Raw genomic sequence first — 22,356 nt, 5'->3', positions numbered from 1 at the left:
GTGACCGCGGCCGGGTGGATGCCTCCACCCGGCCGCGGTTCTTCCAGCCCGATGGAGACAGTGGATAAGGTGCACATATGAAGCTCGAGCTCCGTGGGATCACGAAGCGGTTCGGGTCCCTCGTCGCGAACGACCACATCGATCTCGTGGTCCAGCCCGGTGAGATCCATGCCCTCCTGGGCGAGAACGGCGCAGGCAAGTCGACGCTGATGAACGTCCTGTACGGCCTCTATCAGGCCGACGAGGGCGAGATCCTCCTCGACGACGCGGTCCAGCATTTCCGCGGTCCCGGCGATGCCATGGCCGCGGGGATCGGCATGGTCCATCAGCACTTCATGCTCATCCCGGTCTTCACCGTCGCCGAGAACGTCATGCTCGGCCACGAAGACACCAAGGCGCTCGGCGCCCTCGATCTGGCCAAGGCCCGGCAGCATGTGCGCGACGTGGCGCAGCGCTTCGGGTTCCAGGTCGATCCCGACGCGATCGTCGGTGATCTGCCCGTCGGCGTGCAGCAGCGTGTCGAGATCATCAAGGCTCTGTCGCGAGACGCGAAAGTGCTCGTGTTCGACGAGCCGACCGCGGTGCTCACGCCCCAGGAGACCGACGAGCTCATGGCGATCATGCGCCAGCTCCGCGACGAGGGCACCTCCATCGTGTTCATCACCCACAAGCTCCGCGAGGTGCGCGCCGTCGCCGACCGCATCACCGTGATCCGGCTCGGGAAGGTCGTGGGCGAAGCATCCCCCACCGCCACCAACGCCGAGCTCGCCTCGCTCATGGTCGGCCGCGCGGTCGAGCTGACCGTCCACAAGGACGCGCCGAAGATCGGCGCGGGCGCAGGGCTGTCCGTCAAGGACCTCCGCGTGCTCACGCCCGCCGGCGCGGTCGTGGTCGACAGCGTCAGCTTCGACGTGCGTCCCGGCGAGGTCGTCGCCCTGGCCGGTGTGCAGGGGAACGGCCAGACCGAGCTCGTCGAGGCCATCGTCGGCCTCGCCGACCGGGCGACCGGATCCATCTCGCTCGACGGCGAGGAGCTCGTCGGCAGGAGCGTCCGCAGCATCCTCGACGCCGGCGTCGGCTTCGTGCCCGAGGACCGCACCGAGGACGGGCTCGTCGGGGCATTCTCGGTCGCCGAGAACCTCATCCTCGACCGGTCGGGCGACCCCGCCTTCGTGCGCGGCGGCACCGTCCGGCGCAGCGTGCTCGAGGACTTCGCCAAGGCCCGCATCGCGGAGTACGACATCCGCACGCAGGGCCCGGACGTCCCCGCGGGGACGCTGTCGGGCGGCAACCAGCAGAAGGTCGTGATCGCGCGCGAGATGAGCCGCGAGCTGAAGCTCCTCGTCGCCGCCCAGCCCACGCGCGGCGTCGACGTCGGGTCGATCGAGTTCATCCACACGAGGATCGTCGAGACGCGGGATGCCGGAGTGCCGGTGCTCGTGGTCTCGACCGAGCTCGACGAGGTGGCGGCGCTCGCCGATCGCATCGCCGTGATGTATCGCGGCGCGATCGTGGGCATCGTGCCGGGAGACACGCCGCGCGACGTACTGGGTCTGATGATGGCCGGCGAGACGCCGGGAGACGGGGTGGCCGCGTGAACGACGACGCCAAGGGACTGACGCCGGGCGCGCCTGATTCGAGCAAGGGCCTCCCGCCCGAGCAGCTCCCCACGGTCTCCGGACCCCTGACGGGAACTCCGGATGCCTCGCCCGCCCCCGCTCCCGCCCCCGCCCCCGAAGGCGAGGTCGCACCGCCGCCGCGGCAGAACGTGTTCGTCAAGGATCTGCTGCGCAGCAACTGGGTCACCACGGTGCTCGCCATCGTCGCCGCCATGATCGTCGGCGGCATCCTCATGGCGCTGACCGACGAGGACGTGCGTGCGGCATCCGCCTACTTCTTCGCCCGCCCGGGCGACACGTTCGTCGCGATCTGGAACTCGGTCTACGGCGGCTACGAGGCTCTCTTCCGCGGGGCGGTCTACAACCCGCGCGCGGCCGACTTCCTGACGCAGATCCGCCCGCTGACGAACACGCTCGGCTTCGCCGCACCGCTGATCGCCGCCGGTCTCGGTGTCGCGCTCGCTTTCCGCGTCGGCCTGTTCAACATCGGCGGACGCGGCCAGATGCTCATCGCGTGCGCGGTGGCGGCCCTGTTCACCTTCAACCTCGACCTGCCGATGTTCATCCACCTGCCGCTCACGCTGGCGGCCGGAATCGCCGGCGGTGCGATCTGGGGCGGCATCGTCGGGCTCCTCAAGGCGCGCACCGGCGCGCACGAGGTCATCCTCACGATCATGCTCAACTACGTCGCGTTCTACCTCGTGGCGTGGATGGTGCGCACGCCGGGCCTGCTGCAGCGCCCGGCCGGAGACCAGCCGATCTCGGCCCCGACTCCGGCCAGCGCGCAGTTCCCCGAACTGTTCGGGCCGCGGTTCCCGCTGCTCGACTGGGGCTTCATCATCGTGATCGGCGCCACCGTGTTCGTGTGGTGGCTGGTCGAGCGGTCCAGCCTCGGCTTCCGCCTCCGCGCCGTCGGCGAGAATCCGCACGCCGCGCGTGCGGCGGGCATCTCGGTGCAGCGCATGTACATCTACGCGATGCTCTTCGCCGGTGGTCTCGCAGGCCTCGCGGCCATGAACCAGATCCAGGGATCGGTCACGAGCGGCTTCGACGGCTACATCGACGCCGGCATCGGCTTCGACGCGATCACCGTGGCCCTTCTCGGCCGCAGCCGGGCATGGGGAGTGTTCGCGGCGGGCATCCTGTTCGGCGCGCTCAAGGCAGGGTCGTTCACGATGCAGGCGTCGCAGGGCATCCCGGTCGACATCGTGCTGGTCGTCCAGTCGCTGATCGTCCTGTTCATCGCGGCGCCCCCGCTGGTGCGCACGATCTTCTTCCTTCCCAAGACCGACGCCGAGAAGGCCGCCAAGGCGCGAGCCAAGGCCGCGAAGAAGGCGGTGGCCGCATGAGCTCGCTCGCCCCCGCCGTCGCCGCCGACGGAACGATCCAGCTCGCGACCGTCAAGGTGCGCCAGTGGAAGATGGCGATCAGCCTCGGCATCGCCACCCTCCTGCTCTTCCTGCTCTTCCTGCTGGTGCCGCGCGACGGCGTGAGCACGTTCCGCCTCGGCGACCCGTCGTCCTCGATCGAGCTGCCCAATGTCAGCGTGCCGACGGCGGCGACCAGCTGGGGCGTGCTCATCGTGCTGTTCCTCCTCACGCTGTGGGCGGTGTGGGATGCCTGGTCCTATCGCCGCACGGGGGTGTGGCTGCCGATCGTCTACGGCGTGCTCGCGATCTTCGCGTTCCTCACGTGGGCGGCCGCCGGCGGTCTCGTCCCGGTCACCGGCCTGCTGTTCGGCTCGCTGTCACTCGCGATCCCGCTGATCTTCGGCGCCCTGGGCGGCGTCATCGGCGAGCGGGTCGGCGTCGTGAACGTCGCGATCGAGGGCCAGTTCCTCCTCGGCGCATTCAGCGCGGCGCTGCTCGCGAGCATCACGGGCAACCCGTTCGTCGGGCTCATCGGCGCGATGATCGGCGGGGTGCTCGTCGCCTTCGTGCTCGCGGCGTTCTCGATCAAGTACCTGGTCGACCAGGTGATCGTCGGTGTCGTGCTCAACGTGCTCGTCACGGGCCTCACGGGATTCCTCTACGGCGCGCTCCTCGTGCCGAACGAGACCACGCTCAACCGCCCGGTGCGCTTCACGCGCTGGGAGATCCCGGTGCTCGGCGACATCCCGATCCTCGGACCGGTGCTGTTCAACCAGACCTTCATCGTGTACCTCATGTACTTCACGGTCGGCATCGTGGCCTGGGGCCTCTACCGCACCCGCTGGGGTCTGCGTCTGCGGGCCGTCGGCGAGCATCCGCAGGCCGCCGACACCGTCGGCATCAAGGTCAACACCAGCCGGTTCTGGAACGTCTCGCTCGCGGGAGCGATCGCCGGCATCGGCGGCGCGTACTTCACGCTCGTCTCGGTCGGGCAGTTCACCAAGGAGATGACCGCGGGCCTCGGCTTCATCGCCCTCGCCGCCGTCATCTTCGGACGGTGGGACCCGATCCGTGCGACCCTCGCGGCGCTGCTGTTCGGCTTCGCCACCAACCTGCAGAACCTGCTCACGGTGCTCGGCACCCCGATCCCGAGCGAGTTCATGCTGATGCTGCCGTACCTCGTCACCATCATCGCCGTCGCCGGTTTCGCCGGGCAGATACGCGGTCCCGCCGCGGCGGGCAAGCCGTACATCAAGGGCTGAGATGGCCGCGCGCTCGAACGACGACGGATGCCGCGGCTCGGCCGCCGGGTCGAAGCCCGGCACCGGCCGGGCCGAGGCATCCGACCCCCCTGATACCGCTGTGAAGAGAGGCCGTTCGTGACCGACATCGACTGGGATGAGCTGCGCGCGGCCGCGACGGATGCCATGCGGCGTGCGTACGCCCCGTACTCCCGCTACAAGGTGGGCGCCGCCGCACTGGTGACCGACGGGCGCATCGTGACCGGCTGCAACGTCGAGAACGCGTCGTACGGCGTGACCCTGTGCGCCGAGTGCGGGCTCGTCAGCGAGCTCGCGATCACCGGCGGCGGCAACCTCGTCGCGTTCGTGTGCGTGAACGGCGAGGGTCACACGATCATGCCGTGCGGGCGCTGCCGTCAGCTGCTGTACGAGTTCGCGATTCCGGGGATGCTGCTCGAGACGGTGTCGGGCATCCGCACGATCGACGAGGTGCTGCCCGACGCGTTCGGACCGCGCGACCTCGAGGAGGCCGCCCGATGACCGAGGTCGAGCCGTACGACGCCGTCGACGTCATCCGCACGAAGCGCGACGGGGGAGCCGTCCCCGAGGGGGCGCTGCGGTGGATGGTCGACGCCTATACGCGCGGCTACGTCGCGGACTCGCAGATGGCGGCGTTCGCGATGGCCGTGCTGCTCAACGGCATGTCGAGGGACGAGATCCGCGTGATGACCGACGCGATGATCGCGTCGGGCGAGCGCATGAGCTTCGCCGGGCTCGGCAAGCCCACCGTCGACAAGCACTCCACCGGCGGCGTGGGCGACAAGATCACGCTTCCCCTCGCGCCGCTGGTGGCCGCGTTCGGCGTCGCGGTGCCGCAGCTGTCGGGCCGTGGCCTCGGGCACACCGGTGGCACGCTCGACAAGCTCGAATCGATCTCGGGCTGGCGGGCCGCGCTCACGAACGACGAGCTGTTCGACCAGCTCGCCGGCGTCGGCGCCGTGATCTGCGCAGCCGGTTCGGGCCTCGCGCCCGCAGACAAGAAGCTCTACGCGCTCCGCGACGTCACCGGCACGGTCGAGGCGATCCCGCTCATCGCCTCGAGCATCATGTCGAAGAAGATCGCCGAAGGCACCGACTCGCTCGTGCTCGACGTGAAGTTCGGCTCCGGCGCGTTCATGCGCGACGTCGAGAAGGCGCGCGAGCTCGCCCGCACGATGGTCGCGCTCGGCACCGATTCGGGGGTCGCGACCACGGCGCTCCTCACCGACATGAACACCCCCCTGGGCCTCGCGATCGGCAACGCGAACGAGGTCCGCGAATCGGTCGAGGTGCTCGCCGGCGGCGGCCCCGCCGATGTCGTCGAGCTCACGGTGGCGCTCGCCCGCGAGATGCTCGCCCTGGCCGGGCAGCCCGATGCCGACGTCGAGGCCGCTCTCGCCGACGGCCGGGCGATGGACCGGTGGCGCGACATGATCCGCGCGCAGGACGGCGATCCGGATGCTCCGCTCCCCGCTCCCCGCGAGACGCACGTCGTGACCGCGACCGAGGCCGGCTTCGTCGCCCGCATGGAGGCGCTGCCCTTCGGGATCGCCGCCTGGCGTCTCGGCGCCGGACGCGCCCGCGCCGAGGACCCGGTCCTCCACGCGGCCGGCATCGATCTGCACGTCAAGCCCGGCGACGCCGTCGCGGCCGGACAGCCGCTGTTCACCCTGCTCGGGGAGGATGCGACGAGGTTCGACCGCGCTCTCGACGCGCTGGAGGGCGCGTGGGATGTCGGGGCGGACGCCCCGGCGCCGAGCCCGCTCGTGCTCGAGCGCATCACCGCCTGACGCGCAGGCATCCCCGCCCGCTCCGCCACCGAAACCGCCGATCTCCGAGGAGAACACCAATGCCCATCGACCAGCACGGAGATGCCGTCATCGACGGAGTGTCGATCCGGAGCCTGCCGAAGGTCTCGCTGCACGACCACCTCGACGGAGGGGTGCGCCCGGCGACGATCATCGAACTCGCCGACGGGATCGGCCTGGACGTGCCCGAGTCCGACGCCGACGACCTCGCGGACTGGTTCTCCGAGAAGAGCGACTCCGGATCGCTCGTCGAGTACCTCAAGACGTTCGACCTGACGACGGCGGTCATGCAGACCCGCGAAGGGCTCACGCGGGTCGCGCGGGAGTTCGTCGAGGACCTCGCGGCCGACGGCGTCATCTACGGCGAGGTGCGGTGGGCTCCCGAGCAGCATCTGGCACGGGGTCTGTCGCTCGACGAGGTCGTCGCGGCCGTGCAGGAGGGCATCGAGGAGGGCGAGGATGCCGCGGAGCGCGGCGGTCGCGACATCCGCGTCGGCCAGCTCATCACCGCGATGCGCCACACCGACCGTTCGCTCGAGATCGCGAAGCTCGCGGTGGACTGGCGCACGCGCGGAGCCGTGGGCTTCGACATCGCCGGTCCCGAAGACGGGTTCCCGGCCTCGAACCACCGTGCGGCGTTCGACTACCTCGCGTCGGAGTTCTTCCCCTCGACCGTCCACGCCGGCGAAGCGGCCGGTCTCGACTCGATCCGCTCGGCGCTCCTCGACGGCCGGGCGCTGCGCCTGGGTCACGGTGTGCGCCTCGCCGAAGACCTCGAGGTCGTCTCGCGCGCCGGCGAAGAGGTGCTCGTGCAGTTCGGAGACCTCGCTCGCTGGGTGCGCGACCGCGAGATCACGCTCGAGCTCTCGCCGTCGTCCAACCTGCAGACCGGCGCGATCGCGGCGTGGGGGACGACGATGGAGGACCACCCCTTCGATCTGCTCTACCAGCTCGGCTTCTCGGTGACGGTGAACGTCGACAACCGCACGATGAGCCGCACGTCGCTCACGCGGGAGCTCGCGCTCCTTGCGGAGACGTTCGAGTACGGCCTCGACGACTTCGAATCCTTCCAGCTCAACGCCGCCGCCGGCGCGTTCCTCCCTGTGGAGGAGCGCGAGGAGCTCATCGAGCTGATCGCGGAGGGCTTCGGCGACTGAGCCGCAGGCGCTGAGGGTGCGGCCACGACCGAACCCTCAGCGCATCGTCACCTGCCGGTGCGCAGGAGACCGTTCAGGCGGCCGTAGTCGACGCCCGGGGCGATCGTCACCCGCCGGTGCGCAGGAGACCGTTCAGGCGGCCGTACTCGACCCCCGGGTCGATCGCGTCGAAGTGCCCTTCGGTAAGGATGTCGACGGCGCTCGCGGCGGCTACCGCCCACGCCTGATGGGCGAGGGCCATGCCTGTGCTGATGCGGCGGACGCCTGCGTCCTCGAGGTCGGCGACGGGTGGCGAGCCGGCGGCGACCATGACGTTGAGCGGCACGGTGATCGCTCCGCTCAGCACGCGCATCGCCTCGAGGTCGGCGAGCCCGGGAACGAAGATGCCGTCGGCTCCGGCGTCGACGTAGGCGGCGCCGCGTTCGAGGGTGGCGTCGAGCGCGTTCTCGACGCCGAAGAGGTACGTGTCGATCCGGGCGTTGACGAAGAGATCCGCTCCGGCGCCGGCGGCGACCTCTCGTACCGCGATGATCCTCTCTCGCATCGTCGCGGGGTCGACGAGCGCGCCGCCCTCGGAGTCCTCGAGATTGATGCCCGAGACGCCGAGCGCGATGATGCGTGCGACCGTGGCCGCGGCATCCCCATACCCCGCCTCGATGTCGGCGGTGACCGGCACAGGGGAGACTGCGACGATGCGCGCGAGCGCGGCGATCATCTCGTCGATCGGAGCGCCCTGACTGTCCTGGTACCCGAGCGACCAGGCGACCCCGGCGCTCGTGGTGGCGATCGCGGGGGCGCCCGCGGCGGCGAAGAGGGCGGCGGATGCTCCGTCCCACGCGTTGGGCAGCACCAGCGTGCGTTCGTGGAGGCGGCGGAAGGGGGAGGGGTTCTGCGTCATCACACCATCCCACCGCACCGCGACGACATCCACCGGCGGGAATCGGACCTCACCGGCGCCGCTTGTGCGTCGCGACAGCCCGGCGTTCGGCAGAACTCCACTCATGCGGGCGTGGTCTGGCCGCAGGGCGCCGCCGTCCGGCGTTTGGCGCCTCGTTTGGAGGAGTTCTGCGTTGCAGACGGCCGCGGACCATGCGCCAGGATCGACTTCACATCGTCGAGTGTCTGCTCTCGGTGGAAGAGGATGTCCTCGGCCAGAGGACGGATCGTCGTGTAGCCTGCGCGGGCGGCGGCGATGTCTCGGCGTCGATCGCGGCGCTGCGCGTCCCACCCCTCGTGATGCGCCTTGCTGTCGCACTCGATGATGAGCCAGCCGTCGACCACGAAGTCCACTCGCCCCACCCCAGCTATCTCCACCTGCACATCGAAGGAGCACCCGAGCCCGCGGAGGATGAGCCGCATCAGCGACTCCGGACCGGACTCGCTCCGCGGATCGAGCAGCGATCGGAGCGGTCGATATCTCTCCGGCAGCCGCGCGAAGACGGCCGCGAGGTCGGACTCGTCGATGAGCCCCTGATGCCATGCGCTGTCAAGTGTGGCGACGGCGTCGCGGGGCGCCTGGCATCGCACGGATTGGGCGAGCGCCTCGATGAGATCGGCCGTCAGTGCCGCACGAGCTCGGCGTGAGCGCCGCCAGTGCGCCACGGTCGCTGCGGGGCGAACCGGCAGCCGGCTCGTTCCTCGCTCGAACTGCACGTGGAGGATGGAGCGGTCGACGACGAAGACGCCGATCGCGCCCAGCAGCGAGACGCAGTCCAGGCGCCCGCCTATCCGCCCGGCGCGAACGAGGGCATCGCAGGCACCGCGCCGCACGTACCTGCCGTTGCGGAGTCTCACCAGCTCGCCCGCCTCGACGAGCCGGCGTGCGGCATGTCGGTCGACTCCTCTCTCCTGCAGCTCGCGCGGGCTGAGAAACGTCTCCGAGAGAAGGGAGGTCGCGAGGGCGTTCGGTCTCTGCACCCGCTCAGTCGATCGTGCTGGTCGGGCGGACGCGGCCACATCAGCCGACGCGTGGACGGACCCCGCGTCCGCACGGGCAGGGGAGGAATCGGCGGTCGTCGGGCCGGTTGCAGAACTCCTCCGGCTCGACCCCGGACCGGGGCAGTCCGGGGCGCACGGCCGCGGTTCACCCCGGATTGGAGGAGTCCTGCCGAGTCCACCGGCCCGCACCGCCCCAGCCAGCACCGCCCCAGCCCGCACCGCCCGCGCCGGCGGATTCCCGCGACTAGTCCCGTGCGACGCCGGGGTGCGTCCCGAGGTAGGCCTCGAAGGCCTCGGCCGAGGTCTTCGACGGAGTGAAGCCGAAGTCGCGCTTCAGCGCGTCGTTCGCAAGCACCGGGCGATAGCGGAGGAAGCCGACCTGCTCCGGTCCGTGGACGGTGAGGCGCAGCATCCGCCCGGTCCGCAGTGCGAACGCGAGGACTCCGGCCGGCACGGTGAGCAGGGGCTTGCCCAGGCGCGCCGCGATCTCCTGCACCGTGACCCGGCCGTCGCCGGCGACGTTGTAGATCCCCGCCGGGCCGTCGGTGGCCGCGCGGGTCATGGCCGCGGCGACGTCGTCGACCCAGACGAACACGAAGGGCGAGTCCGAGCCGCGGATGGCCAGGATGCGGCGCCCGTCCCAGAGTGCGGTGATCTGGTTCTGCACGGTCGGGCCGAGGATGGTGCCGATGCGGAACACGACCTGCTCCAGGTCGGGGTCGGTCTCGCGACGTTCGGCGAGCATCTCCTCGACGAGCCGCTTGTGCCTCGCGTAGGGGAACTCGTCGTTCCCGCGGACGGCATCGGTCTCGTGAAGCCACTCCGGGCTGTCGGGGTGGTACCCGTAGGCGGCACCCGACGACGACACGACGATGCGGCGCACACCCGTGGCGACGCAGGCATCGAGGATGCTGCGCGTTCCGTCCACGTCCACCCGGTACTCCAGGTCGTGGTCGCGCCCCGGGTTCACGATCGCGGCGAGGTGGACGACGACGTCGATCTCATGACGCTGCAGCAGGGGCACGAGCCCCGCCGGACGTGTGACGTCGCAGTCGTCGTAGACGACCCCCTCGATGGGATGCTCCGGCCGGCGCACGTCGCCGGCGACGACGAGGTCGACGTCGGGGTGGGCGACGAGCGCCGCCGCGACGTGCGAGCCGAGGAAGCCGGCGCCGCCCGTGATCAGGACCCGGACGCTCACGAGGCAGGCCCCGCGGCCGCGTCGGGGGCCGCGGCATCCGTCCCGCCCGCGCGGAGCGCATGACGCGACGCATCGCCCTTGGGCGATCCCGTGCGCCTGCGGGTGTGACGGGCCCAGAGGCCCGCGACGATAAGCCCGGCGATGATGTCCCAGATGCCCCACCAGCCGGCGACGATCGCCATGCCGCCGAGGCCGCCGAAGAAGGCGAAGATGAGGCCGAGGCCGAGGCCCGCGTTTCGGATGCCGACCTCGAACGTCATCGCCTTGCGCTCGCGCGTGCCGAGACCGCCGACGACAGCCGTGCTGTAGCCGATCGCGAGGGCGACGGCGTCGTGGATCGTCACCACCACGATGATGATGCCCAGGAACGCGACGAAGTACGCCCAGTTGCCCGCGAGGGCGGCGACGATGAACCCGACCAGCGCGAGGAGCGAGAACCACTTCACGTAGGGCTGCACGCGACCGGCGAAGACCGGGAACCGATTGCGGATGAACAGGCCGGCGGCGAACGGCAGGCCGATGATCAGGAAGATGTCGAGCAGCATCGCCCAGGCGTTGAGCTCGACGGCCTCGAGCAGCGTCGACGCCGTGGGGTGCAGAGAGCCCCAGAACGCGACGCTCAGCGGCAGGGCGAAGATGTAGATGACATTCGAGACCGCGGTCATCGAGACGGACAGGGCGACGTTGCCGCCGGAGCGGTGGGTCAGCACCTGCGAGATGTTGCCGGGCGGGCAGCATGCCACGAGGATCATGCCGAGCGCCATCGAGGGCGTGACCGGCAGGATCAGGGTCAGCCCGAACGTGACCGCGGGCAGCACGATCAGCTGCGCGAGGATCGCGATGACGAACGGCTTGGGCTTTCGCGCCACGACCTTGAAGTCGTCGACCGTCGTGTCGAGCGCGATGCCGAACATGATCAGCCCGAGCACCACGTTGAGGATGACGAGCGTCCCCGGGTTGAAGTTGAGGACGATGTCGTCGGGATTCATGCGGAGACCTTCCGGGCGGAGCGACGGCGGGAGCGGATGCCCCGGCCCGGCGCGCCGGACGGTGCATCGCCGTGCAGGCCGGCGGTGGCGTCGCGGACGGCGCGGCGGTAGGCGTCCTTGTTGACGTAGTACGACATGCGCTCGAGCCCGAGGTACTTGTAGCCGCCGGTCAGGTCGGGCCAGGGCCGGCCGGTCGCGCGGGCGCGGAACTCGGCTGCGCGCTCCGGGCGGCGCTCGAGGGCGGTGAGGTAGGCGGCGATGAGCTCGGCCTGCTCGTAGCGCCCCTGCCAGCCGATCCCGGATGCCTCGATCATGCCCATGACATACAGCCCGTTGAACGACGGCGGGAAGACGTTGAGGAAGAGCTTCGGCGACCAGCCGGTCCAGTTCAGCTCCTCGCGGGCGACGAACGGGTAGTCCAGCGTGTAGCCGGTCGCGAGCAGGACCATGTCGTACTCGCCGCTCGAGCCGTCGTGGAAGTGCACCGTGCGGCCGTCGAAGCGGTCGATGTCGGGCCGGATGCCCAGGTCGCCTTGCCCGAGGTGGTTGAGGATCAGCGTATTGACGATCGGGTGCGACTCGTAGATCTTGTAGTCGGGCCGGGGGAAGCCGAAGCGCACCGGGTCACCGGTGAACGCCCGGAGCACCCGCTTGTCGACGAACTGCTTGATCGGAGCGGGGAGGGGCTTGCCCTGGTTGAGGGTGTCGCTCGGCCGGCCGAACAGGTAGCGCGGCACGAAGTAGTACCCGCGCCGCACGCTCATGTCGACGGACGCCGCATGGTGCACGGCGTCGACCGCGATGTCGCAGCCGGAGTTGCCCGCTCCTATGATGAGGACCCGCTTGCCTGCGAGCTGGCTCGCACTCTTGTACGCGCTGGTGTGGAGCAGTTCGCCGGAGAACTCGCCGCGGAAGTCGGGGATGTTGGGCTCGGCCAGCGTGCCGTTGGCGAGGATGACGCCGTCGTAGCGGTGCTCTGTCGACCCGGCGGGGCCGTCGGCGCGCAGCATCCAGCCGCCGTCGTCCGTCTTCTCGACCGCCGTGACCTTCGTCTCGAACCGGAAGCGGTCGGTCAGGCCGAAGCGGTCCGCGAAGTCGCGGAAGTAGCGGATGAGCGTGCGGTGGCTCGGGTAGTCCGCAGCGGTGTCCATCGGGAACTCGCTGAACTCGGTCGTCGTTCGTGACGAGATGAGGTGCGCCGACTCGTACATCGTCGAGCGCGGATTGTCGATGTCCCAGAGGCCGCCGACACCGCGGGATGCCTCGTACCCGTCGAACTCGATGCCCGCCTTCTGCAAGGCGCGCGCGGCCGAGAGTCCGGACGGACCCGCGCCGATGATGGCGTAGCGAAGCTCGCTCATTCGTCTCCCACACGTCGTTGTGGCGGCCTGGCGACGCCGCACCCCAGGGAAGAACCCTAAGCGTTACTCGGCATTAACCGAAAATCAGGGCCGACCTGCGTCGTTGACGTCAGGACCAGAGTGCCAGGATGCCTCGCACCAGCACCACTGTCGCGCCGGCCCACGCGATCGCGAGCATCGCGATGCGGGCGATGCGGGGCGAGACGTTGCGGCTCAGGATCGTGCCGATCGCGATGCCGGCCGCGGTCGCGCCGATGAGCAGCCAGATGTCCTCGACCGGAGACGCCGGAAGCCCGCGCAGGGCGACCGAGGCGATGCTGAACGTCGCGAAGATCACCTGCACGCTCGCCGCGAACCGGCGCTGCGCCCACCTGTCGCCGACGGCGTAGGCGGCCAGCGGTGGGCCGGACAGCCCGCTCGCCACGTGCATGAATCCGGCGGCCGACCCGGCGACGATCGCGCCCGGCTTGCCGCGCAGCGACGCGGACAGCGCCGGGATCCAGCCGGCGACCAGTGCGGAGTACGCCATCGCGGCGATGAGGAGCAGCAGGGCGGCCTCGGGAAGCAGCCCCACGAGCAGGGCGCCGAACGGGGCCGCGATCAGCCCGGGCCAGATGAGCCACCAGGTGCGACGCCACTCGATGTGCTTCCACACCAGCGGGATGGCGGTGAGCGAAGCCACAAGGGCGAGAAGCACCCCGATCGTGACGCCCTCGAAGGGTCCGTACAGCAGGACGATCGGACCGACCAGGACGAGCACGAACCCGAGGCCCGTGATGCGCTGGATGACCGCGGCGACGAAGGCGGCGAGGCAGGCGAGGACGACGGTCACGGGCGGAAAGTCTACGTGGCGGCCGCCGCGTGCTCGTCACCGCGACGGGGGCTCACCCGCGGAGCTCGTCCGCGAACGAGAGGAGGATGGCCGTGAGCGCCTCGTCCATCTCGGCATCGTCGATCGTCGGAGTGCCGTCGCCGGCCTGCGGGCCGTAGTCGCCGAACGAGGCGTGGCTGGCCCCGTCGATGACCTCCATCTGCGCGTCGTCGGGGAGGAGCGGCCGCGCCTGGGCGATCTTCTCCGGCGTCGACAGTCCGTCCTCGCTGCCGGCGATGCTGAGCACGGGCAGGTCGGACTCGGACAGGTCGGTCGCGCAATAGGAGCCGAACAGGACGAGCGCATCGGCGTCGGCCGCCAATTGGCACGAGCGCACCCCGCCGAGCGAGTGACCGCCCACGGCCCAGGAGCCGACGTCCGGCACGAGGTCGGTGAACGCCGACAGCGGCCGCAGATCGAAGAACGCGAGGTTGAGCCAGGGCTTGGTGATCACCACCGTCACCCCGCCCTCCGCCACGAGCCCGGCGAAGTTGTTCGCGTACGCCCACGGATCGACCTTGGCTCCCGGGATGAAGACGAGTCCCTCATCGGAGGCGCCGGTGGCCGGCGCGAGGATGATCGCGCCCGACGTGTCGGTGATCTCGATCGCCGGGTTCGAGGTCACCTCTGCGAGAGGCTCGGGCTCAGCGGCCATCACCCCGACCTGACTCCACACCAGGATTCCGACGATCGCGAGCAGCACCAGGGCCCCGACCGACCCGAGGATCCACCACAGCACCCGCGGGCCCCGGCGGCGCCGGGGCTTCGCGGGCGGATCGACGGCGGGGGAGTCCTGGGGTGAGGGATCGGTCACCCCACGAGCGTAGCCGCGGCTGCTGCGGTCTCCGGATCCGCCCGAGGGGTCAGACGCCGATCTCCGCCTGCCGGTCCTCGACGACGGCCACGACCTTCGCGAAGAGCGGATGCCCCGGCTCGAGGCCGGTCGCGGTCGCGGTGAAGGTCGCGGCATCCTGCTCGCGCAGCATCCGCTGCAGGTCGACCGACTGCGGGTCCTCCTGGTCGTCGAAGGCGAGCAGCGCGCCCATCGCGGCGACGAGGGCGTCGACGGACAGGCCGCGCTCCGCAGCCTCCGCTGCCGGCCCGACGAAGCGCTCGTGCCGGGAGAGCTTGCGCAGCGGCTGGCGCCCGACGCGCCACACGGTATCGGGGAGGGCCGCGTTGCGGAACCTGCCGAGGATCGTGGCGCGGTAGTCCGCGAGATCGGCGGGGTCGAGTCCGTGCTTCGCCGCGAGGAGCGCAGAGGTCTCGGCCAGCGCCGCCGCGACGTGCGCCGCGATGTCGTCGTCGGCGAGCGCGGCCGCGATCGTGTCGATGCCCGCCTGGGCGCCGAAGTACGCCGTCGTCGCATGACCCGTGTTGACCGTGAAGAGCTTCCGCTCGATATAGGGACCGAGGTCGTCGACGAAGTGCGCTCCCGGGATGCGGGGCGGGTCGTCTCCGAACGGAGGCCGCTCGATGGCCCACTCGTAGAAGGGCTCGACCGTCACGTCGACGCCCGAGCCCTCGGGCTGAGCGGGGACGATGCGGTCGACGGCGGTGTTGGCGAACACCGCACGGGAGGCGAGCCCGTCCCATGCGTCGGCCGCGAGGGCGAGGATCTCGTCGCGAAGGAGATCGGTGGCGTTGATCGCGTTCTCGCAGGCCATGATCTGCAGCGGCGGGGAGGACGGGTCGCGAAGGGCGAGGCCGGCGACGATGTGCGGGGCGACGAACTTGAGGATCGTGGGTCCGACGGCTGTTGTGACGACGTTGGCGACGGCGATCTCGTCGACGACCTCGTCGGGGTGCTCCGCGCTGTTGATCGCGCGGAAGCCGGTGACGACGGTGTCGCGCCCGCCTTCGCCGACCTCGTGCACGGTGTACGAGGAGACCCCGTTGATCGCGTCGACGAGCGGGGCCGCGACATCCGAGAAGACCAGTTCGTAGCCGCCCTGGTGCAGCAGCAGGCCGACGAACCCGCGCCCGATGTTGCCGGCGCCGAAGTGGACCGCCTTCATCACACGCCCGCGGCGGAGACCAGCGCGAAGAGCTCTTCGGGCGACTGGGCGTCCTTCAGCTTCTGCACCTCGTCGTCGTCGGAGAACAGGATCGCGATCTGGGAGAGGATCTCGAGGTGCTCGTCGCCCTTGCCGGCGATGCCCACGACGAAGGTCACGGGCTCGCCGTCCCAGTCGACACCGCCGTCGTACCGGACGACCGAGAGGGCCGAGTCGAGGATCGTGTGCTTGGTCTCGTTGGTCCCGTGCGGGATCGCGAGCTCGTTGCCCATATACGTCGAGACCGTCTGCTCGCGCTGCTGCATCGCGTCGAAGTAGGCGCTCGTGACCGCGCCGGCGGACTCGAGGATGTCGGCCGCCTCCTTCATCGCCTCCTCGCGCGTCGCGCTCCCGCTGTGGATCCGCACCTGGCCGATGCTCAGTACCTCACGTGCCATTTCGATTGCCCTTTCGGTTGCCGGATACGGATGCCGCGGCCGAAGGCCATGGGGTCGGGGGCCTCGCGCCGCCCGACCCCACAGCCGTCTCAGCGCCTACACACCATCCTGGTGCTGGTCACGGACGAGTTCTACGACCTCGTCGTACCGTGGCGAATTCATGAAGTTGTCCACCGAGACGTGGACCGCGCCCGGCGCCACATGCCGCGCCCGATCGGTGAGCTGGTTCTGCGTGATCACCAGGTCGGCGCTGCCGTCGAGGGCGGCGATCGCCTTGTTCACGACCGTGACGTCCTCGATGCCGGCCTTCTTGAACTTGTTGCGCAGGACGCTGGCGCCCATGGCGGACGAGCCCATTCCGGCGTCGCAGGCGAACACGATGTTCTTGATCGCGCGCTCAGTCATGACGGCCGGATCGATGCCCCCGCCGGCCGCGGTCGCCGCGCCGCCGCGCAGGCCGCCGAGCGCGTCGGACGACTTGCCCTTCGCCGCCTCGGTCTGCGTGATCGCCGCGCCGAACGCGTCGTCGGTCGCCGCCATCGCCTCGAGGTCGCGCTTGCGCGAGGCCCGGAGGATGATCGCGGCTATGGCCATGGTCACCGCGGCCGAGAGCACGACGGACAGGATCACCGCGAAGTACGCACCGTTGGCCGTCTGCGCGAGCACCGCGATGATGCTGCCCGGCGCGGCTGGAGCGCGAAGCGCGCCGCCCAGGAGCATGTTGGTGGTCACGCCGGTCGCTCCGCCCGCGATCAGTGCGAGGATCACCATCGGCTTCATGAGCGCGTACGGGAAGTACACCTCGTGGATGCCGCCGAAGAACTGGATCACGGCGGCGCCGGGGGCCGACGCGCGTGCCGCCCCGATGCCGAAGAACGTGAACGCGAGCAGCAGCCCCACACCGGGGCCGGGGTTGGCCTCGAGGAGGAACAGGATCGACGAGCCCTCTTCGGTGGCCTGCTGGATGCCCAGAGGCGTCAGCACGCCGTGGTTGATGGCGTTGTTGAGGAAGAGCACCTTGGCCGGCTCGATGATGATGCTCGTGAGCGGGAGCAGGTTCATCTCGACGAGCCAGTTGACGGCGTTGCTCAGGATCTGCATGAGCCCGTTGACGAGCCACGCGACCGGGTAGAACCCGACGATGGCCATCACGAAGCCCCAGATGCCGGCAGAGAACATGTTGACGAGCATCTCGAAGCCCGCCTTGATCTTCCCCTCCCAGAGGCTGTCGAGCCACTTCATCGTGTACGCGCTCAGCGGCGCCATGACCATCGCGCCGATGAACATGTGCACCTGGCCGAGGGGAGCCTCGCCCTCCGCCAGCGTCGCGTTGAACTGCGCGATCAGGAAGTCCGAGCCTGCGATCGCGCCCATGACGCCGATCGACGCCACGACGCCGCCGCGGATGCCGTAGACGATGTTGCCGCCCGTGTAGGCGATGATGATCGGCAGCAGGTAGTGGATGAACGGGCCGACGATCGTGGCGAGATCGGCGTTCGGCGTCCACCCGACCTCGATGAAGAAGGCCGTGAAGATTCCCCACGCGATGAGCGCGGGGATGTTCGGCATGATCATGCCGGAGAGGTACGTTCCGAAGCGCTGGACTCCGACCCGTACCTTGCTTCCACCGCTCGTGGCGGGGGCTGACGCCGTTGTCATTGCTGTCTCCCTTGTTTCGGTTCTCAGCCGCTCGCGCGGCCTATCGGGTCGCCGCGGCCTGCGCCGCGGTTCGTGCGGATGCCGCGTCGTTCGCGGCGAGGGCGGCCTCGGCGATGACGCGCGCATCGTCGAGGGTGTGCTGGAGCAGGGTCGCGCGCACGTCGGCGAGAGCCGTCGGGGCCATCGACAGGCTCGTCGCGCCGAGTCCGACGAGCACGACCGCGAGGAGCGGATCTGCCGCCGCTTCGCCGCAGATGCCGACCGGCTTGCGGTTGATGCGGCCGGCGTCGCCCACCTCGCGGATGAGGCGGAGCACGGCCGGATGCCACGGATCCTGCAGCGACGCCACCGAGCCGAGCAGGCGATCGGCGGCCATCGTGTACTGGGTGAGGTCGTTCGTGCCGATCGACGCGAAGTCGGTGTACGAGAGGATCCGATCGGCGAGCAGCGCCGACGACGGGACCTCGACCATGACGCCGGCGGTCTTTATGCCGTAGTCGCGGGCGAGGTCGGTGAAGTACACGGCCTCCTCGACGGTGGCGACCATCGGGGCCATGACCCACAGGTCCGCGGCGCCCCCGGGCATCCGGCGGGTCGCGGCATCCGCTTCGGCGAGGGCGGTGAGCTGCTCGCGCAGGATGTCCTCGCTCGCGCGGAGCGCGCGGATTCCCCGGAGGCCGAGCGCCGGATTCTCCTCGTGTGCGTCGTTGAGGAACGCGAGCGGCTTGTCGGCTCCCGCGTCGAGGACGCGCACGACGACCTTCTTGCCGGGGAAGGCCGACAGGAGCTGCGTGTACGACTCGCGCTGCTGCTCGACCGTGGGCGCCTGGGCGGAGCTCAGGAACAGGAACTCGGTGCGGAACAGCCCCACGCCCTCCGCCCCGAGGGCCACCGCGTCGGCCGCAGCCTCGGGCTTGCCGAGGTTCGCGAGGAGGGGCACCGGCGTTCCGTCGGCGAGCGCGCCGTCGGTGATCGGGGCGGACGAGGCGGATGCGCGGTCCTCGGCCCGGTGCTGCGCCCGCTCGAGCTCGTCGGGCGTGGGCTCGGTCGTGACGACGCCGGCCGCGGCATCCACGATCACCGTCTCGCCCTCGCGCAGCGACGCGGCGTCGGCTGCGCCGACGATCGCGACGATCGACTTCTCGCGGGCGAGGATCGCCGTGTGCGAGGTCGGGCCGCCCTCGGTCGTGATGAGGGCGAGCACCTTGTCGAGGTCGAGGAGGGCAGTGTCGGCCGGGGCCAGATCCTTCGCCACCAGGACGAACGGATGCCCGGGGTCGGGCACGCCCGGAGCCGGTTCGCCGCGCAGCCGGGCGATGACCCGCTGGGCGACGTCGTCGAGGTCGGCTGCGCGCTCGCCGAGGTAGCCGCCGAGCGCGGTGAGCTGGTCGCGGAACGACGCGAAGGCGTCGAACACGGCGAACTCGCCGGTCTTCCCCTGCGCCAGGCGCGTCGCGACCTCGTCGGCCAGGCTCGGATCCTCGGCCATCATGGCCTGGGCCTCGAGCACGTCCTGGGCCGCGCCCCCCGCCTGGGCGCCGCGCTGCTCGAGCTCGCGCGCGACGGCGGCCACGGCATCCTTCACCCGCGCCGACTCCTCGTCGGCGCTCAGCGTGCTCGGCGCATCGCTGGGCGGCGGCAGCGGCTCTGCCATGCGGGCGACCGGCCCCCGGGCGACGCCGAGCCCGATTCCCACTCCACGAAGTTCGGCCATGGTCTACGCCGCGTCGTGATCGGTCGTGAGCAGCTCGGCGAGCGTGTCGAGCGCGGCTTCTGCGCCGTCGCCGTCGGCGGTCAGCGTGACGTAGTCGCCCTGTTCGACGCCCAGGGCGATCACCCCGAGGATGCTCGCCGCGTTCACCGGCGCGCCCGAGTCCTTGGCGACCGTGATCGGGATGCCGGCCTCCTTCGCCGCCTGGGCGAACATCTTCGCGGGGCGGGCGTGCAGGCCGTGGGCGGAGCCGATCCGGACGGTCCGTGAGATGGATGGCATGGTGACCTCTCTGTCGTCAGTCGGTGGTGTCGTCGGTGGGGTTGGTGTCGAGGCGGGATGCGGGCGGGGTGCCGCCCGCGGTCGGAGCCGGCCCCCCGGAGGCCCCGACCGCGTCGCGGACGAGTGCGAGCGTCCGTGTGCCGTCCTTGTCCGCGAAGATGTCGGGCGGCAGCAGCACCACCGTCGTGCCCCGGGCGGCGGCATCCCGTTCGATGCGCTCGAGAGCGTGAACGAGGTGCGGACCGACGAGGACGACGTCCGCGGCATCGAGGTCGATCGGAAGCGACTGCTCGGTGCCGGCGAAGGCGGAATAGGGGAGTCCCTGGTCATGGGCCGCATGGCGCACGCGCTGGGCGACGAAGGTGCTCGACGCACCCGCTCCGCAGACCACAAGGATCCTCATCGACCCGCCTTCCTGTGGCCATTCTTGTGAAAACGCTGGGAACGGACAACCAGTCCTTCTTCCGCAGGGGCGGAAAGCCCGCGCGCCGTGGCGATCGCCCGCACCCGGTGGCGGCGTGCGTGGTTGACTGGGCACCCCGGCTTCCCGGCCCACCCGACACCCACGCGAGGACCCCGTGACGAGAGCGCGACAGGACCGACTCCTGGGCCTGCTCGCGCGCGACGGGGACTGGGTCACCGCTGCGACCCTCGCCGACGCTCTCGGGGTGACGCCGCGCAGCGTGCGGTCGTACGTCACGGCAGTGAACGCCCGCGTCGCCCCCGGGGTCGCGATCGAATCGGGACCGCAGGGCTACCGGGCGGGCGCCGACGCGGCGGCGGCGCTGCGCGCGGCGGGGACGGATGCCGGAACCCCTCGCGACCGGCTGCACACACTCGTCCGGGCCCTGCTCGACGCCCCCGACGGCATCGACACGTTCGAGTTCGCCGATCGCCTGCACGTGAGTCCGGCGACGCTCGACGCCGATCTCGCGCGGGTGCGGGGTCTCCTCGGCGGCACCGAGCTCACCCTCGAGCGGTCGGCATCGCAGGCGCGCCTGCGCGGCACGGAGATGGCGCAGCGCCGCCTGCTGAGCAGGCTCGCGCACGACGAGATGGATGCCGGGTCATTCGACATCGCGGCGCTCCGGCGCACCCTCGGCGAGGACTCGGTCGGCGCGGCGGCGTTCGGACCCTTCAAGGCCGACCTGGTCGCGGAGCTCGGCGCGCTCGGCTACTTCGTCAACGAGTTCGGCATCGCCGATGTCGTGATGCATATCGCGATCGCCGCCGACCGGGTCGCGCAGGACCGTGGGCTCGAGGGCGCCGACGCCGACCCCCGCCCGGCGCAGCAGGAGATCGCGGCGATCATCGGCCGCCTCGCCGAGCGCCACCTCGGGGTCGAGCTGGGCTCGGGCGACCTGCATCACCTGGCGACGCTCGTCCTCACGCGTGTCGTCGCCCCCGGGGCGGAGACGCCCGCCGACCACGCCCGCTCGCGCCTCGACCCCGAAGTCGAGGCGGCCGTGCGCGACGTGGTCGAGACGGCGTCGGCCGAGTTCCTCGTCGACATCGCCCACGAGGACTTCGTCCTGCGCCTGGCGCTCCACGTGCAGAACCTGCAGCACCGGGCGCGCGAGCAGGCGTGGTCGCGCAACCCGCTGACCCGGTCCCTCAAGTCGACCTACCCGATGATCTTCGAGGTCGCGGTGTTCATCGCCAGCCGGCTGCAGGAGCGGCTCGGCATCCCGCTGCCCGACGATGAGATCGCCTACATCGCGATGCACGTCGGCGGCCGCCTCGAGCGGAGCCGCCGCGCCGACCAGCTGCTGACCGCGACGATCGTGTGCCCGGGCTATTACGACCTGCACGAGCTGCTGCGTTCGAGCGTGGACCGCTCGCTCGGCCAGGCGATCGAGGTGGTCGGCGTCGAGACGCGCGTCGACCCCGACTGGTCGACGATCGACACCGACCTCGTCCTCACCACGATCGAACCGGCCGTGCCGGGCGACCGCATCGTGCGGATCCAGCCGTTCCTCACCGACAGCGACATCGAGCGCGTGCAGGCCGCGGCGGGCCGCATCCGCCGTACCCGTCGCCTCGCACGTCTGCGGACGGAGCTGGAGCGCTACTTCGCGCCGTCGGCCTTCGTGAGAGGACTGGATGCCGCGGCCGGCGAGGAGGGCGTCATCCGCCTTCTCGGCGACGCGCTCATCGCGCAGGGCGTGATCGACGACGACTACGTGGCGCGCACCATCGATCGCGAGCACCTGTCGTCGACCGCCTTCACCGATGCGCTCGCGGTGCCGCACGCCCTCGGGATGACCGCCACGCGCACCTCGATCGCCATCGGCATCGCCGACCCGTCCATCCCGTGGGGCGAGGGCCGCGTCCAGGTCGTCGCGCTCGTCGCGTTCTCCGAGACCGACCGCGAGGCGTTCCAGACGGTGTTCGAGCAGTTCGTCGAGGTCTTCTCCGAGCGCGACAGCGTCCAGCGCATCGTCCGCCGCGCGACCGACTTCGGCGGCTTCCTCGACGAACTCGTCGCCGTGATCGACGGCTGAGCGCGCCCCGCACCGAGCCCGTGACGGCTGGTCCCGTCGCGATCACGTCGACCTCCGGGTCCTTTCGCGAGGCCGGAGCCGAGTCGGGTCGGGGGGCGCTGTCGGCCGCGGCCCGCGGATAGGGCGCGTTCCGTCACCTGGGGCGCGCGGA

20 protein-coding genes are annotated in these 22,356 nt (G+C 70.6%); 7 read left to right on the top strand and 13 right to left on the bottom strand.

Translation table 11 applies throughout. The features are described 5' to 3' along the window. Positions 1-77: 77 nt before the first annotated feature. The 6 genes from EER34_RS01875 to EER34_RS01850 all read left to right on the top strand — a co-directional run bounded on the left by EER34_RS01875 (position 78) and on the right by EER34_RS01850 (position 7,234). A complete protein-coding gene (locus EER34_RS01875; protein ID WP_127472883.1) occupies positions 78-1,598 on the top strand; it encodes an ABC transporter ATP-binding protein in 1,521 nt (506 codons plus the stop codon). Further along, positions 1,595-2,968: an ABC transporter permease gene (locus tag EER34_RS01870; RefSeq protein ID WP_127472882.1), complete on the top strand. Its 1,374-nt coding sequence runs from the start codon at positions 1,595-1,597 to the stop codon at positions 2,966-2,968. Before EER34_RS01875 ends, EER34_RS01870 begins: the two co-directional genes overlap by 4 nt. Beyond that, positions 2,965-4,251: an ABC transporter permease gene (locus EER34_RS01865; RefSeq protein ID WP_127472881.1), complete on the top strand. Its 1,287-nt coding sequence runs from the start codon at positions 2,965-2,967 to the stop codon at positions 4,249-4,251. Before EER34_RS01870 ends, EER34_RS01865 begins: the two co-directional genes overlap by 4 nt. Before the next feature lie 117 nt (positions 4,252-4,368). Next, positions 4,369-4,770 (top strand): cytidine deaminase, encoded by a 402-nt coding sequence (locus EER34_RS01860; protein ID WP_127472880.1) that lies wholly within the window; start codon positions 4,369-4,371, stop codon positions 4,768-4,770. Further along, complete coding sequence (locus EER34_RS01855) at positions 4,767-6,059, top strand: thymidine phosphorylase (RefSeq protein ID WP_127472879.1); 1,293 nt, start codon at positions 4,767-4,769, stop codon at positions 6,057-6,059. Before EER34_RS01860 ends, EER34_RS01855 begins: the two co-directional genes overlap by 4 nt. A gap of 59 nt (positions 6,060-6,118) precedes the next feature. Continuing rightward, complete coding sequence (locus EER34_RS01850; RefSeq protein WP_127472878.1) at positions 6,119-7,234, top strand: adenosine deaminase; 1,116 nt, start codon at positions 6,119-6,121, stop codon at positions 7,232-7,234. A gap of 106 nt (positions 7,235-7,340) precedes the next feature. Here EER34_RS01850 and EER34_RS01845 read toward each other — a convergent pair whose 3' ends face one another. The 13 genes from EER34_RS01845 to EER34_RS01785 all read right to left on the bottom strand — a co-directional run bounded on the left by EER34_RS01845 (position 7,341) and on the right by EER34_RS01785 (position 20,104). Continuing rightward, positions 7,341-8,132: an isocitrate lyase/PEP mutase family protein gene (locus tag EER34_RS01845; RefSeq protein WP_127472877.1), complete on the bottom strand. Its 792-nt coding sequence runs from the start codon at positions 8,130-8,132 to the stop codon at positions 7,341-7,343. Between the two features lie 101 nt (positions 8,133-8,233). Next, complete coding sequence (locus tag EER34_RS01840) at positions 8,234-9,151, bottom strand: type IV toxin-antitoxin system AbiEi family antitoxin domain-containing protein (protein ID WP_164743417.1); 918 nt, start codon at positions 9,149-9,151, stop codon at positions 8,234-8,236. Between the two features lie 265 nt (positions 9,152-9,416). Beyond that, positions 9,417-10,373 carry an SDR family oxidoreductase gene (locus EER34_RS01835; RefSeq protein ID WP_127472875.1) on the bottom strand — a complete coding sequence of 319 codons (957 nt, stop codon included), beginning with the start codon at positions 10,371-10,373 and terminating at the stop codon, positions 9,417-9,419. Then, a complete protein-coding gene (locus tag EER34_RS01830; protein ID WP_127472874.1) occupies positions 10,370-11,362 on the bottom strand; it encodes a bile acid:sodium symporter family protein in 993 nt (330 codons plus the stop codon). The genes EER34_RS01835 and EER34_RS01830 overlap by 4 nt, the downstream gene beginning before the upstream one ends. Then, positions 11,359-12,723, bottom strand: coding sequence for a flavin-containing monooxygenase (locus EER34_RS01825; protein WP_127472873.1), 1,365 nt, complete (start codon positions 12,721-12,723; stop codon positions 11,359-11,361). Before EER34_RS01825 ends, EER34_RS01830 begins: the two co-directional genes overlap by 4 nt. Before the next feature lie 109 nt (positions 12,724-12,832). Further along, positions 12,833-13,555 (bottom strand): TSUP family transporter, encoded by a 723-nt coding sequence (locus EER34_RS01820; RefSeq protein WP_127472872.1) that lies wholly within the window; start codon positions 13,553-13,555, stop codon positions 12,833-12,835. 52 nt (positions 13,556-13,607) lie between these two features. Then, positions 13,608-14,408 (bottom strand): alpha/beta hydrolase, encoded by an 801-nt coding sequence (locus EER34_RS01815; protein ID WP_240642071.1) that lies wholly within the window; start codon positions 14,406-14,408, stop codon positions 13,608-13,610. 49 nt (positions 14,409-14,457) lie between these two features. Beyond that, positions 14,458-15,612 carry a mannitol-1-phosphate 5-dehydrogenase gene (locus tag EER34_RS01810; RefSeq protein WP_127472870.1) on the bottom strand — a complete coding sequence of 385 codons (1,155 nt, stop codon included), beginning with the start codon at positions 15,610-15,612 and terminating at the stop codon, positions 14,458-14,460. Further along, a complete protein-coding gene (locus EER34_RS01805; RefSeq protein WP_127472869.1) occupies positions 15,612-16,049 on the bottom strand; it encodes a PTS mannitol transporter subunit IIA in 438 nt (145 codons plus the stop codon). The genes EER34_RS01810 and EER34_RS01805 overlap by 1 nt, the downstream gene beginning before the upstream one ends. Before the next feature lie 96 nt (positions 16,050-16,145). Then, complete coding sequence (locus tag EER34_RS01800) at positions 16,146-17,708, bottom strand: PTS mannitol transporter subunit IIBC (protein WP_127472868.1); 1,563 nt, start codon at positions 17,706-17,708, stop codon at positions 16,146-16,148. 40 nt (positions 17,709-17,748) lie between these two features. After that, entirely contained in the window at positions 17,749-19,422 is a 1,674-nt protein-coding gene (gene ptsP / locus EER34_RS01795; RefSeq protein WP_127472867.1) for a phosphoenolpyruvate--protein phosphotransferase, read from the bottom strand. A 3-nt stretch (positions 19,423-19,425) separates the two neighbouring features. Continuing rightward, complete coding sequence (locus EER34_RS01790; RefSeq protein WP_127472866.1) at positions 19,426-19,701, bottom strand: HPr family phosphocarrier protein; 276 nt, start codon at positions 19,699-19,701, stop codon at positions 19,426-19,428. Between the two features lie 16 nt (positions 19,702-19,717). Next, the gene (locus tag EER34_RS01785; RefSeq protein WP_127472865.1) at positions 19,718-20,104 is read right to left on the bottom strand and encodes a PTS sugar transporter subunit IIB; all 387 of its coding nucleotides are present in this window, start codon (positions 20,102-20,104) and stop codon (positions 19,718-19,720) included. 175 nt (positions 20,105-20,279) lie between these two features. On the opposite strand from EER34_RS01785, the gene EER34_RS01780 reads away from it, so the two are divergent. Then, complete coding sequence (locus tag EER34_RS01780) at positions 20,280-22,205, top strand: BglG family transcription antiterminator (RefSeq protein WP_127472864.1); 1,926 nt, start codon at positions 20,280-20,282, stop codon at positions 22,203-22,205. The last annotated feature ends 151 nt before the right edge of the window (positions 22,206-22,356 follow it).

The organism is Microbacterium sulfonylureivorans (genome assembly GCF_003999995.1).
GTDB classification, from domain to species: Bacteria; Actinomycetota; Actinomycetes; order Actinomycetales; family Microbacteriaceae; genus Microbacterium; species Microbacterium sulfonylureivorans.
Note: the sequence above shows the minus strand (reverse complement) of the source record. Positions and strands in the feature narration are given on the sequence as shown.